This is a genomic window from Agrobacterium sp. SORGH_AS_0745 (assembly GCF_030818995.1).
GTDB lineage: Bacteria > Pseudomonadota > Alphaproteobacteria > Rhizobiales > Rhizobiaceae > Agrobacterium > Agrobacterium tumefaciens.
Genome location: NZ_JAUTBI010000003.1, coordinates 968,128 through 980,326 on the forward strand (window position 1 = coordinate 968,128; position 12,199 = coordinate 980,326).

The window sequence follows — 12,199 nt, forward strand, 5'->3', positions numbered from 1 at the left end:
CCGAGGCAGTCGCCTCGGCTTTTTTGTTTTTAGCGGTTCGCCATCTGGGACATACGCTCGGGATATCGTTGGCCGGCAACCTTTGCTGGAGAAAGCAACGCGCCAAGGCTGGCGACTTCTTCTGCCGTCAGCGATACATCCGCTGCCGCCACGTTTGTCTCAAGATTGGCGATTTTCGTCGTACCGGGGATCGGAACGATAAAGTCACCCTGCGCCAGCACCCAGGCCAGCGCCAGTTGCCCGGCGGTAACACCCTTTTCGGCAGCCATATCTTCCAGAAGCTTGATGAGCGCCAGATTGGCATCGAAGTTTTCACTTTGGAAGCGCGGCAGGCCGCGGCGGAAATCGTCGGATGCAAGTCCGTCGAGCGACTTCAGCGCGCCCGTCAGGGCACCACGCCCGAGCGGGCTGAAGGGGACGAAACCGATACCGAGTTCCCGGCAGGTTTCCAGCACGCCGTTTTCCTCCACATCGCGGGTCCACAACGAATATTCGCTCTGTATGGCAGCGATCGGGTGAGTGGAATGCGCCTTGCGAAGTGTTTCGGCACTCGCTTCCGAAAGGCCTAAATGTTTCACCTTGCCCTGCCGGACCAGTTCCGCCATGGCGCCGACCGTATCTTCGATTGGGACATCCGGATCGACGCGATGCTGATAGAACAAGTCGATGGTGTCGAGGCCTAGGCGTTTGAGAGAGGCTTCGGCGACGGCGCGCACATTTTCCGGGCGGCTGTCGGTACCCACCATCATCTGGCCTGCGGGTTTGCTGGCGTCGATTTTGAAACCGAACTTGGTAGCTATGACCACATTGTCGCGATAGGGCTTCAAACCTTTGCCGACGAGGATTTCGTTGTTGTAAGGCCCATAGACCTCTGCCGTGTCAAAAAAAGTGACACCGAGTTCGACGGCGCGGTGCAGCGTCGCTATTGCACTATTTTCGTCGCCGGTCGGGCTATAGGCATGGGTCATGCCCATGCAGCCGAGGCCAAGCGCCGAAACGGAAAGGTTGTTTCCGAGAGTTCTTTTTTTCATCTGTTCGTCCTTCCATGAGGAACCGCCCGTTGTCAGGGGCGTGGTGAGAAGATAGCGCCCTAAGACGGCAAAAATAATCGCTGCAAATCGTTGCGGGTTGTTCTATTATTTAGAACAATGAACCGTGTGCAACTCTCTCAACTCGCTGTCCTCGCTGCCGTTGCCGAAGGCCGCAGCTTTCGTAAAGCTGCCGCCGAACTTGCAATTGCGCCTTCCGCCGTCAGCCATGCAGTATCGTCGCTCGAAGCGAGCCTTGGCCTGCGCCTGCTGCATCGTACCACCCGCAGCGTTTCGCCGACAGAGGAGGGCAGGCGGCTTCTCGAGACGCTTGGGCCGGCCCTTGCTGAAATCGATGCCGTCATCGATACGCTTGCCGAGCATGGCGGAAGGCCGGCCGGACCGTTGCGGATAACCCTGCCAAGACTTGCGGCGGAGGACCTGATCATGCCCCGGCTTGGCGAGTTCCTGCGGCTATATCCAGATATCTCGCTGGAGATTTCGACCGATGACCGCTTCGAGGATATTGTCGCGAAAGGTTTCGATGCCGGCCTGCGGCTCGGCGAGAATCTTGAAGCGGATATGATTGCCGTGAAGGCGAGCGGCCCATGGCGTGGCGCGATTGTCGGCGCGTCCACCTATTTCGCAGAAAATCCCCCGCCCCGTGAGCCGAGGGATTTGATGCGGCATCGCTGTATTCTCCGTCGCTTCTCCAGTGGTCTGCTCTACCGCTGGGAGCTGGAAAAGGACGGCAGACCTTTGGTGGTCGATGTGCAGGGGCCGCTCATCCTGTCGGACCAGAGCCTTATTCGCCGGGCGGCGATTGACGGCGCGGGTCTGGCTTTCGTTTTCGAACAGCGCGTAGAAGACGACATCAAGGAAGGCAGGCTGGTCCGGGTGCTGGAGGACTGGTGCGCGCCCTTTGATGGTTTTTATATCTATTACCCCTCGCGCCGGCAGATGCGCCCGGCGCTAAGGGCTTTCGTGGATTTCTTCCGCTTCAGAGGGTGATCAGAACTTGATTCGATAGCGGATATGGCCGTCGCTTTTGACGTAGCTGTCGTAAAGCTTCTGGGCACGGTGATTGTGCTCGTCCGTGTTCCAGTAAAGCCGGGACCAGCCCTTTTCCTTGCATATGGCAATGAGGTCATCCATCAGCGCCCGGCCTGTTCCCTTGCCGCGGATCGCGCCGTCAACGAACAGGTCTTCCAGATAGCAGTCGGGCGTTTTCACCCAGGTGGAATCATGGAAGTGATGGATGGCGAAACCGGCCATCCTGTCGCCCAGAAGAGCCACGCGCATGGAAACGCGTGACGCCGGATCGAGGATACGCGCCCATGTATGGTCCGTAACTTCCTCGGCAAGGTGTACGTTATAGAAGGCGAGATAGTCGTTCCACAGGCGCAGCCATTCTGCCCGGTCTTCCGGCTCCGCGTCGCGAATTACAAGATCCATGTCACGCGCCCGCCTTGTCGAGCAGCGTCATCATCTCATCCGTCAGCTTGAGATTGACGGCGCGTTTGAAGCTTTCGAGTTGCGACAGGCTGGTGGCGCTGGCAATCGGTGCCGTCACGGCCTTCTTCCGCAATAGCCACGCCAGCGCGATATCGGCAAGCTTGGCTCCGGTTTCCACGGCAACCGCATCCATGGCGCCCAGAACGGCAAGGCCGCGGGCGTTGACATATTCACCCACCCGGTAGCTGCGGGCGACGCCCTCGGTATCCGCCTTGGCGCGATATTTCCCGGTGAGGAACCCGGCCGCGAGGCTATAATAATTGATGACACCAATTTCCTGGGCGACGCAAAGATCGGCAAGCGGGCCTTCGAAATCCGCACGGTTGTAGAGATTATATTCGGGCTGCAGCACATCGTAACGGGGCAGATCGTTCTTCGCGGCCGTGTCCAGCGCTTCCTGAAGCTGGCTCACCGAATAGTTGGAGCACCCGATGGCGCGTATCTTTCCCTGTTCCTTCAGCTTTGCAAAGGCTGCAAGCGTTTCCTCCAGCGGCACATCCGCGTCCGGCTTATGGGCGAGGTAGAGATCGATATAGTCGGTTTGCAGCCGCTTCAACGAGGCGTCGACAGCCTCTGCGATCCATTTGGCGCTGAGGCCTGTCTTCTGACCGCGATTGTCGAAACCGACCTTGGTAACGATCACCGCGTCCTCACGCTTGACGCTCGACTGTTTCAGCCATTTTCCGATGATTGCTTCCGACTCGCCGCCCTCATGCCCGTCCACCCAGGCGGAATAGACGTCTGCCGTGTCGATGGCGTTGAACCCGGCGTCGAAAAATGCATCGAGCAGGGCAAAGGAAGTCTTCTCGTCCGCTGTCCAGCCGAACACGTTGCCGCCGAAGACGATCGGGGCGATGGAGAGGCCGGTGCGGCCAAGGCTTCGTTTTTCCACGGGGAATGCTCCTGTTGCTGTCTTTGGCGACAAGGTTATCAACTGCTTGCCGGCATAACCATTCAATTCCTTTGATGGCATTCATCAGGCAACGGGCAAAAGCGGGTGAGATCAGGCCTGAAAGCCGCGATAATGGCTGGGCGGGAGGTGATTGTGCTGTTGCCACACGCGCCGCAAATGCCGGGCGGAGGCAAAGCCCGCCCGCTCCGCAATTGTCTCCATATCCAGACGGCTGTTTGCAAGGATGTCGCGGGCGAGATTGACCCGCATCAGGTTGACGTAGTCGATGACGCTGATGCCGGTATGCTCGCGAAACAGGCGGGACAGGTGCCTCTCGCTGAGTGCGGCAATATCGGCCAGCCGTTCTAAAGACCAGTCCTGAGCCGGCTCAGTCATCACCCGGTCCTGCACCCGGTGAATGGCGGGGTGAATGTGGTTGCGGCCGGTAAGCCAGGGGGAGATTTGCGGATCATTGCCGCTGCGCCTGAGATAAACGACCATATTTTTGGCAATGCGCGCCGCGACCGCAGGCGATGTCAGTCGGGAAACGACATGCAGCATGAGGTCGGTGCCGGTGGAAATACCGGCGCTGGAGAAGCGGTTGCCATCCTCCACGAAAAGACGGTTTTCGGCCACCTGCGACAGCGGTGCGGTGCGGCGCAGCGCTTCGATGCAATCCGCATGTGTCGTACAGCTCCGCCCGTCGAAAAGTCCTGCTTCGCCCGCCAGCAGTGCGCCGGAGCAAATGGAAATGACTGTGGTGTCCGCGCGCACTGCGCGGCGCAACCATGCCACCAGCGCCTGCCGCTCCCGTCTCATCTCGGGCGCGTTGTCGAATCGGGAGATGCTGCCGGAAATCAGCAGGAAAGCATTGTCCGGCAGGCTCTCGGGCAAGGCCTCCAGCCCGCAAAGCCCAAGGCCGATGGAGGATTGCTGCTGGTCATGTTCCGCGATGTAACGGCAGTCGAAATGGATGTCCCGCTGTTCCGCGTTGGCATAACGGATCACCTCCAGCGGGCCGGCAATATCGAGCAACAGCGTGTGTGGCGGCACAAGCGTATAAAAGGGAATGGTCCGCGTGCCGCCATTGTCCATCAGGCGGCCTTTCGTACCGTTTCGAGAACGTCGCGGACGGTTGCGATGCGCGCAAAGCGACCGGCCAGCACCAGCTCGGTTCGGGTGCGAATATCATCAGGGCTGAACACGGTGCCCGAGGCGTGCGTCATTGGAAAGGTAAGCGTCGCCTCGGTGACGTAATCGACTGTGTAACCGAGGTCCGATGCATGCCGTGTGGTCGTTTCGCAGCACTGTTCGGTGCGGATGCCGGATACGATCAGCCGGTTGATACCCTTTTGCGTCAGCCAGATATCGAGGCCGGTGCCCGCGAAAGCAGAGTGGCGGTTCTTGCGAAAGGTGACGTCAGGGGTAATGCGCACACCTTCCAGCGCGCGAATATAGCCGCTCTCCTCTGCAAAGGCCCGGTCGCCATCGACATGAAAGATTTGCACGACTGGAATGCCCGACGCCTTGGCGCCGTCGATCAGTGCCTGCTGTTTTTCCAGATAGGCGGGAAGTTCGCTTTCCTCGAAATAGGGGGTGTGCCGAAAGGATTCCTGAACGTCGATGACAAGGAGTGCTGTGTGAGAAGAGGACATTTCATGATTCTCCATTGGGTTCATGCATAGCATAATTCACCTTTGAAAGGCTGGATAAAAGCATGGAAACCGACAAAGGAAGGACGAATCCGGCCATAGTGATTGCAGTCACGTCTCGTGCGACTTGCCAGGCGTCGCGACAATGGTAAGTTTCCCGGAATTACAGAGTGGGAGAATGAGATGCTGCGCTTCGGAATAATTTCAACGGCGAAAATCGCTCAGGATCACGTCATTCCGGCGATACAGGATGCGCGGAACTGTGTGGTCAGCGCCATCGCCAGCCGCGATCATGCCAAGGCGCGCGCGGTTGCAGATCGTTTTTCCGTCCCGCATGCCTTCGGCTCCTATGAGGAAATGCTTGCGTCCGATGTGATCGATGCCGTCTATATTCCGCTTCCAACCTCGCAACATGTGGAATGGACCATAAAAGCTGCCAATGCCGGCAAACACGTGCTGTGTGAAAAGCCGATCGCACTCAAGGCTGAAGAGATCGACGCCATCATCGCGGCGCGGGACGACAATGGCGTTGTCGTGTCGGAGGCTTTCATGGTCACCTATTCTCCTGTTTGGGCCAAGGTGAAGGAATTGCTGGCATCAGGTGCAATCGGAACGCTGAAGCATGTGCAGGGCGCTTTCAGCTACTTCAACCGCGATCCCGGCAATATGCGCAATATTCCCGAACTGGGCGGCGGGGCCTTGCCGGATATCGGCGTCTACCCGACCATCGTCACCCGTTTTGCCACGGGTGCCGAGCCGAAGCGCGTACAGGCGAGCGTCGAGCGTGATAAAGAATTCGGTACCGATATCTATTCCAGCGTCAGGGCCGATTTCGGCGGCTTCGAACTGAGCTTTTATCTGGCGACGCAGCTTGCCGCCCGCCAGCTGATGGTTTTCCATGGCACGGACGGGTACATCGAGATCAAATCTCCCTTCAATGCAAATCGCTGGGGTGCTGAAGAAATCGAGTTGACCAACCAGGGCCATAACCAGTCGCAAGTCTTCCGGTTTCAGGATAGTCGCCAGTACAAGCTGGAGGCGGACGCCTTTGCCCGCGCGGTGAAAGGTGAGGGCGAGGTCGTCACCCTGGAAAGCTCGAGGAAGAACCAGCTTTTCATCGATGCCATCTACCGTGCGGCGGAAAAGGACGGTTGGGAGACGGTTTAATCCTGATCCGCACGCTGCTTTTGAAGCCGCCTATAGCCGTAAAGCGCCAGCACCAGTGCCGCGAGTGCCGAAAAGGCGAGCGGGACCAGCGGCTGCACCAGTGGATTGCGCCAATTGCAGCAGGGCGAACAGCCCGACGCCAACCATGCGGGAGATAAGCGTAACGGCGTTAAACAGAAAGCCGTTCAGCTCATTGGGGCCATCGCCATTCGAATGGTTTAGCCTCCAACTCGTCGCAAGCCCTGCCAAAGCGCCCGGAAGACGGGCGGCAAGCGGGTCGACGCCGATATAAAAAATCAGCAGAAAAGAGATGGAAAGGTCTACAGCCAGTCCGTAAACCTCGGTCAGGGCGAAGTGGCGAAGCCGCAAGGCCGTGTGCTTTAAAGCGTCGGCTGGGTGGAGCGCGGACGTTGCAGCACGAGAAGGCCGATGACCACACTCACAACGCCGAAATTATAACCCGCAAGCGCCAGGAGCAGCGACATCAGCGGCACGGCGGTTGCAGAAATCGCCAGTGCGACACCATAGGCGCCGATAACCATCAGGCAGATGAAAATGATGCTGAATACCGAACGCAACGCAACTGCGGTTACGCCGAGCAATGTGGCGGTAAGAAAAATCATGAATGCCGCCTCCTCTTTGGTTGCCGGGTCTGGGATAAGACGTAGCGTCCTCTTCCCTAACGAACCCTTGTTTTCTCCTCCCTCACCCATTTTCCTAACTCGTTAGTTGAGGATATGGTTTCACCGCCGTTAAAATAGACCCGGCCAGTACCGGCATTTCCGAATCGACGGGTTTTGGTTACAAACGGGCATGAGCGATATTTTCTCCAATGCCGCATTGAGCAATCTTGCCGAGTTCTCGGTTTCCGAACTGTCGGGTTCCATCAAGCGAACGGTGGAGACGGCTTTCGATCAGGTGAGGGTGCGCGGCGAGATTTCCGGCTACCGGGGTCCGCATTCTTCGGGTCACGCCTATTTCTCCCTGAAGGACGATCGCGCCCGCATCGATGCGGTTATCTGGAAGGGTACTTTCTCGCGGCTGAAGTTCCGCCCGGAAGAGGGCATGGAGGTCATCGCCACCGGCAAGGTCACCACCTTTCCCGGCTCCTCGAAATATCAGATCGTCATAGAAAGCCTGGAACCGGCCGGAGCGGGCGCGCTGATGGCTTTGCTGGAGGACCGCCGCCGGCGTCTGGCGGCGGAAGGGCTGTTCGATGCGGAACGCAAACGCCGCCTGCCGTTCATGCCGCGTGTCATCGGCGTTGTCACATCGCCCACGGGCGCAGTCATTCGCGATATCCTCCACCGGATTTCGGATCGCTTTCCGGTCCATGTCGTCGTCTGGCCGGTCAAGGTGCAGGGGGAAGGCTCGGGTGAGGAAGTGGCGAACGCCATTCGCGGTTTCAATGCGCTTCAGCCCGGTGGTGAGATTGCACGCCCCGACGTGCTGATCGTCGCCCGTGGTGGCGGCAGTCTGGAAGATCTCTGGAGCTTCAACGACGAAATCGTCGTGCGCGCCGCTGCCGAGAGCGAAATCCCGCTGATTTCCGCTGTGGGGCATGAGACGGATACGACCCTGATCGACTACGCCGCCGACGTGCGCGCACCGACACCGACGGGTGCCGCCGAAATGGCCGTGCCGGTGCGTGCGGAACTGGAGGCGCAGCTCTCCGGCCTTGCGGCGCGCCTTTCCGGCTCGGTGTCACGCCAAATGGACAATCGCCGACAGGGCGTGCGTGCTCTGGTGCGTGCGCTGCCATCGCTTGACCAGCTTCTGGCTCTGCCGCGCCGTCGTTTCGACGAGGCCGCAAGCGGTTTGGGTCGCGGGCTTGAAATGACGACGCTGAACAAGCGCCGCGCGTTCGAACGCTCTGCTTCGGGTCTGAGGCCGGAAATCCTGCTGAATGGCCTGCGGCAGCATCGCCAGCGTGTTACGGAACGCATGCAGAGGGCCGAGGCGCTTGTGGAGCGCCGCCTGTTGCAGGCGCAGTCGAGAATTTCCTCGACCGATTCCGCGCTGCGTTCGCTGCCCGCCCGCTTGCTCGGCCAGTTGGAGCGGCAGAAGGAACGGGTCGTCACCGCAACGCGACGTGCCGATACCGCCGTGCTTCACCGCATGGCGCAGAACCGCTCGGGCCTTGCTGCCCATGACCGCATCCTGCAGTCGCTGTCCTACAAGAATGTGTTGAACCGCGGTTATGCTGTCATTCGCGACGAGGAGAACCGGCCCCTGACCCGGGCTGCTGCCATCGCGTCCGGTGCTGTGGTGTCTATGGAGTTCGCCGACGGTCGAGTGGCCGCCCTGACGACAGGCGAGGCTACTCCATCATCTGACGTTCCCACGCCTGCCGCTCCCAAAAAGAAGCCGGTGAAACCGGCCTCTTCCGACCCGGGAAATCAGGGCAGTCTGTTCTGATCAGATAGACGCCGCATCTGAAAAACGACGGCTGACGGTGAAGGTCTTTTCAATATCGGGATGCAGCTCCATGCCAAGGCCGGCACCCGGCGGCACGGTGATCATGCCGTTTTTAACTTCCGGCAATGCGGTAACGAGATCGCGGTACCACGTCTTGTAGAAGGCGCGCACGCTTTCCTGCACCAGCGCATTCGGTGCGTTGAGCGACAGATGCGTGGAGGCGCAGAGTACCACCGGGCCGGTGCAATCATGCGGCGCAACGGGCAGATGCCAGGCTTCGGCCATGGAAGCGATCTTGCGCGCTTCGGAAAGTCCACCACACCAGCTGATGTCAAGCATCACCACGCCGGCGGCGCCAGTTTCCAGGAGATCTCGGAAAGCCCATCGTGAGCCGAGCGTCTCCGATGCGGAAATCGGCGCGGGTGAAACGGCGGCATAACGCGTCAGGCTGGAAAGGCTGTCCATCTTGATCGGATCTTCGTGCCAGAAGGTCTGGTAAGGGGTGAGCGCCTTGGCGATCTGCATGGCGGGCAGCAGCTGCCACATGGAGTGAAACTCCACCATGATATCCATCTTGTCGCCCACCGCCTTGCGAATTTTCTCGAACGGCTCGAGCGCGCTTTTCAGGTCAGGCATCGAGATATATTGGCCGCGCGTCTTTTCCGCCGCCGCATCGAAAGGCCAGATCTTCATGGCCGTGATGCCGTCTTCCAGCAGCGAATGGGCAAGCTCGTCGGCCCGGTGCAGGAAGCCGTTGAGGTCGTCATAATCCTTGCCGCCGGACAGGCCGTAATTGGCCGTCTGCTGGCCGGTCGCCTTCTTGATATATTCCGTGCCCGCGCAGGTATTGTAGGTGCGGATTTCCCTGCGGCTGAAGCCGCCAAGCAATTGCGCAATAGGCTGGTTGGTGGCCTTGCCGAAAATATCCCAAAGCGCGATATCGAAGGCCGAATTGCCGCGTACTTCCGCCCCCGATGAACGGAAGCCGAGATAACCGACGAGGTCCTGTGCTAGAAGGTCGATCTGCAGCGGATCGCGGCCGATCACGCGGGGTGCGATATATTCATGCACATAGGTTTCAACCGTCTCGGCGCCGTAGAAGGTTTCACCAAGTCCGGTAATGCCCTCATCCGTGTGGACCAGAACCCAGAGCAGGTTTGCCCGTTCCGCCACGCGGACGGTTTCGAGTTTCGTAATTTTCATGAAGTGTCTCCTCCAGAGGCAGGCAGTTTTCGGTCTGGAACTGCGTTTGAAAAATCAGGCGATGCCGGCGGCCAGAAGCGCATGCACGCTTTCATCGAAATGCCGCGCCATAAGTGTTGAGGCCGTTTGCGGGTCGCCCGCGGCAATGGCCTGTCCTATGGCGATATGAAGTTCAGTCGCGGCATGACGCTGCGCGTCGGATTTGCGGCTCTTCCAGCCGATCGGCCATGTCTGGCGCGTCACATTCTGAAAGGCGCCGAGAATGAGTTCGAAAACCGGGTTCTTGGAGGCTCTGGCAACGGCAAGGTGAAAGGCAAGGTCGTGTTCCATGACTCTGTCACTATTACCGAAGTCCCGCTCCATATTGTTGGCGTGGTCGAGAATGGTGAGCGCCTCCGCATCCGTTCGCCGCAACGCCGCCAACGTCACGGTTCTGACTTCGATGGTGCGGCGCACGTCGTAAATCTGCTGGATGTTGATCTGCTCGGTGTGAATGCCATGTTCGAACATCAGCGACATCGCGCCATGATCCAGCGTCGCCACCGTGGCGCGCTTGCCGACGCTGACATCGATCAGCCGCATGGCCGACAAGGACCGGAAAGCCTCGCGAACCACGGTGCGCGAGACACCGAGCTGCTGCGAGAGCGAAAGCTCGCTGGGCAGCTTCGCTCCGGGGGCAAGTTCGTTTTCGCGAATGTGGCGCGTGATTGCGCCAATCGCGCTGCTGACGAGATCGGTTTCCTGCGAAATGGGCTTATACAATCGTTCCTCCAACCTGTAGGACAGGTTAACGGAAAATTGCTTATAGGATTTTTAACGCTGAAACAAGCGGCATCTCCTGCGCGATTGCTGGTTCCTGTCCGCTTTTTAGGGAACTAAGCTTCAAACCCCTGTAGAAACCGCTTCACAAGCTTGTTCAACGCCGTCCGCTCTTCTTCGCTGAGCTGTGCGACCAGCCGTTGCTGGTTCTCGACATGGGCGCTGACCGCGTCCTCGACAATGGCAAATCCCCGCTCCGTCAATGATATCAATACGCTGCGCCGATCCTGCGGGTGGTGGATGCGCTCCACCAGACCCGCTTTTTCCAGCTGGTCGATCCGGTTGGTCATTGTGCCGGAGCTTACCATTGTCATGGCCAGCAGATCACCGGGCGAAAGCCGGTAGGGCGCGCCCGCGCGCCGTAGTGTCGCCAGCACATCAAAAGCGGAAGAGGAGAGGCCGTGTTTCAGCAGCACCGCCTCCACCTCGCGACCGAGATGCGTGGTTAGCCGTTTCAAGCGCCCAAGCAGCCCCATTGGCTCGACATCAAGATCGGGCCTCTCCTTGCGCCATTGCGCCAGAATGTGATCGACGTGATCAATCGGTTCTTTGCTCATCACCAAGGTATAACAACTGATATCTTGACGTCAAGATAAAATTGGCTAAGTTGTATTTATCTTGATGTAGAGATTCTTGAAATGAAGAAAAACACCACCTATGCCGCCGATGTGCTGGTGACGGCACTTGCCCCCGCCATCTGGGGGACGACCTACTTCGTCACCACCGAATTCCTGCCGCATGGATATCCATTCCATGTTGCGATGCTGCGCGCCTTGCCGGCCGGCATATTGCTGTTGCTTCTCGTCAGAAAACTACCGGAGGGCATCTGGTGGCCACGCAGCCTTATTCTAGGTGCGCTGAATTTCTCGTTCTTCTGGGCGATGCTTTTCGTTTCGGCCTATCGGCTGCCGGGTGGAGTGGCCGCGACTGTGGGTGCGATCCAACCCCTGATCGTCATCGGCCTTTCGCGGCTGTTTCTCGCCGCGCCGGTCCGGCCGCTGGCCATTGTCGCTGGTCTTCTGGGTATTTTAGGCGTCGCACTTCTGGTTTTGGCGCCGGGCGCTGCCGCGTTGGATGCCGTCGGCGTGGCTGCGGGTCTTGCAGGCGCCGTATCCATGGCCTTTGGAACCGTGCTCACCCGCAAATGGCGACCGCCGGTGTCGAACCTCACCTTTACGGCCTGGCAATTGACGGCTGGAGGCATTCTGCTTCTGCCGGTCGCATATTTCCTGGAACCGGCCCTGCCTGCACCTACCGCGGCCAATATTCTCGGCATGGCCTATCTCGGCATTATTGGCGCCGCCTTGACCTATTTTCTGTGGTTCCGGGGTCTCGCCCGCATCGAACCCTCGGCTGCAGCCTCGCTCGGTTTCCTAAGCCCTGTCGTTGCGACCCTGCTCGGCTGGCTGGCGCTCGGCCAAAGCCTCACGCCAGCGCAAATCGTCGGCTTCGTTGCAGTGCTTTTCAGCATCTGGCTCAGTCAGCGGAGCCAGCTGCCGAAATAG

13 protein-coding genes and 1 pseudogene are annotated in these 12,199 nt (G+C 59.2%); 4 read left to right on the forward strand and 10 right to left on the reverse strand.

What is annotated here, in order from left to right; all coding sequences use genetic code 11:
* Positions 1-29: 29 nt before the first annotated feature.
* Positions 30-1,031, reverse strand: a complete 1,002-nt coding sequence (locus tag QE432_RS14415; protein WP_113555597.1) for an aldo/keto reductase — start codon at positions 1,029-1,031, stop codon at positions 30-32.
* 117 nt (positions 1,032-1,148) lie between these two features.
* On the opposite strand from QE432_RS14415, the gene QE432_RS14420 reads away from it, so the two are divergent.
* Complete coding sequence (locus QE432_RS14420; RefSeq protein WP_113555596.1) at positions 1,149-2,039, forward strand: LysR family transcriptional regulator; 891 nt, start codon at positions 1,149-1,151, stop codon at positions 2,037-2,039.
* Here the strand turns inward: QE432_RS14420 and QE432_RS14425 are convergent, their stop codons facing one another.
* The 4 genes from QE432_RS14425 to QE432_RS14440 form a co-directional block, all read right to left on the reverse strand.
* Entirely contained in the window at positions 2,040-2,483 is a 444-nt protein-coding gene (locus QE432_RS14425) for a GNAT family N-acetyltransferase (protein ID WP_003514632.1), read from the reverse strand.
* 1 nt (position 2,484) lies between these two features.
* Entirely contained in the window at positions 2,485-3,435 is a 951-nt protein-coding gene (locus QE432_RS14430; RefSeq protein ID WP_038492642.1) for an aldo/keto reductase, read from the reverse strand.
* A gap of 111 nt (positions 3,436-3,546) precedes the next feature.
* Positions 3,547-4,530, reverse strand: coding sequence for a GlxA family transcriptional regulator (locus QE432_RS14435; protein ID WP_113555595.1), 984 nt, complete (start codon positions 4,528-4,530; stop codon positions 3,547-3,549).
* Positions 4,530-5,090 (reverse strand): isochorismatase family protein, encoded by a 561-nt coding sequence (locus QE432_RS14440; RefSeq protein WP_113555594.1) that lies wholly within the window; start codon positions 5,088-5,090, stop codon positions 4,530-4,532. The genes QE432_RS14435 and QE432_RS14440 overlap by 1 nt, the downstream gene beginning before the upstream one ends.
* 180 nt (positions 5,091-5,270) lie before the next feature.
* Here QE432_RS14440 and QE432_RS14445 point away from each other — a divergent pair, with 180 nt between their 5' ends.
* The gene (locus QE432_RS14445) at positions 5,271-6,254 is read left to right on the forward strand and encodes a Gfo/Idh/MocA family protein (protein WP_306624724.1); all 984 of its coding nucleotides are present in this window, start codon (positions 5,271-5,273) and stop codon (positions 6,252-6,254) included.
* Here the strand turns inward: QE432_RS14445 and QE432_RS14450 are convergent.
* Positions 6,251-6,623 (reverse strand): annotated as a pseudogene (locus QE432_RS14450) (hypothetical protein). The gene QE432_RS14445 and the pseudogene QE432_RS14450 sit on opposite strands and share 4 nt — an antisense overlap.
* A gap of 11 nt (positions 6,624-6,634) precedes the next feature.
* On the reverse strand, positions 6,635-6,877 hold the full coding sequence (locus QE432_RS14455) for a hypothetical protein (RefSeq protein ID WP_038489554.1): 243 nt from the start codon (positions 6,875-6,877) through the stop codon (positions 6,635-6,637).
* A 190-nt stretch (positions 6,878-7,067) separates the two neighbouring features.
* On the opposite strand from QE432_RS14455, the gene xseA reads away from it, so the two are divergent.
* Complete coding sequence (gene xseA, locus QE432_RS14460) at positions 7,068-8,672, forward strand: exodeoxyribonuclease VII large subunit (RefSeq protein WP_025592194.1); 1,605 nt, start codon at positions 7,068-7,070, stop codon at positions 8,670-8,672.
* Here xseA and QE432_RS14465 read toward each other — a convergent pair whose 3' ends face one another.
* The 3 genes from QE432_RS14465 to QE432_RS14475 form a co-directional block, all read right to left on the reverse strand.
* The gene (locus tag QE432_RS14465; RefSeq protein WP_003514648.1) at positions 8,673-9,875 is read right to left on the reverse strand and encodes a mandelate racemase/muconate lactonizing enzyme family protein; all 1,203 of its coding nucleotides are present in this window, start codon (positions 9,873-9,875) and stop codon (positions 8,673-8,675) included.
* A gap of 54 nt (positions 9,876-9,929) precedes the next feature.
* Positions 9,930-10,637, reverse strand: a complete 708-nt coding sequence (locus tag QE432_RS14470) for a FadR/GntR family transcriptional regulator (protein WP_019564469.1) — start codon at positions 10,635-10,637, stop codon at positions 9,930-9,932.
* Between the two features lie 113 nt (positions 10,638-10,750).
* A complete protein-coding gene (locus QE432_RS14475) occupies positions 10,751-11,251 on the reverse strand; it encodes a MarR family winged helix-turn-helix transcriptional regulator (protein WP_306624729.1) in 501 nt (166 codons plus the stop codon).
* Positions 11,252-11,332: 81 nt separating this feature from the next.
* Between QE432_RS14475 and pecM the strand changes: the two genes are divergently transcribed.
* Positions 11,333-12,199 carry a 4-hydroxybenzaldehyde efflux transporter PecM gene (pecM, locus tag QE432_RS14480; protein WP_038489565.1) on the forward strand — a complete coding sequence of 289 codons (867 nt, stop codon included), beginning with the start codon at positions 11,333-11,335 and terminating at the stop codon, positions 12,197-12,199.

What these genes read in the sequence shown, in the direction of transcription:
- QE432_RS14415 (WP_113555597.1), bottom strand. Translation starts at nt 1,031, where the DNA reads ATGAAAAAAAGAACTCTCGGAAACAACCTTTCCGTTTCGGCGCTTGGC.
- QE432_RS14420 (WP_113555596.1), top strand. Translation starts at nt 1,149, where the DNA reads ATGAACCGTGTGCAACTCTCTCAACTCGCTGTCCTCGCTGCCGTTGCC.
- QE432_RS14425 (WP_003514632.1), bottom strand. Translation starts at nt 2,483, where the DNA reads ATGGATCTTGTAATTCGCGACGCGGAGCCGGAAGACCGGGCAGAATGG.
- QE432_RS14435 (WP_113555595.1), bottom strand. Translation starts at nt 4,530, where the DNA reads ATGGACAATGGCGGCACGCGGACCATTCCCTTTTATACGCTTGTGCCG.
- QE432_RS14440 (WP_113555594.1), bottom strand. Translation starts at nt 5,090, where the DNA reads ATGTCCTCTTCTCACACAGCACTCCTTGTCATCGACGTTCAGGAATCC.
- QE432_RS14445 (WP_306624724.1), top strand. Translation starts at nt 5,271, where the DNA reads ATGCTGCGCTTCGGAATAATTTCAACGGCGAAAATCGCTCAGGATCAC.
- QE432_RS14455 (WP_038489554.1), bottom strand. Translation starts at nt 6,877, where the DNA reads ATGATTTTTCTTACCGCCACATTGCTCGGCGTAACCGCAGTTGCGTTG.
- xseA (WP_025592194.1), top strand. Translation starts at nt 7,068, where the DNA reads ATGAGCGATATTTTCTCCAATGCCGCATTGAGCAATCTTGCCGAGTTC.
- QE432_RS14465 (WP_003514648.1), bottom strand. Translation starts at nt 9,875, where the DNA reads ATGAAAATTACGAAACTCGAAACCGTCCGCGTGGCGGAACGGGCAAAC.
- QE432_RS14475 (WP_306624729.1), bottom strand. Translation starts at nt 11,251, where the DNA reads ATGAGCAAAGAACCGATTGATCACGTCGATCACATTCTGGCGCAATGG.
- pecM (WP_038489565.1), top strand. Translation starts at nt 11,333, where the DNA reads ATGAAGAAAAACACCACCTATGCCGCCGATGTGCTGGTGACGGCACTT.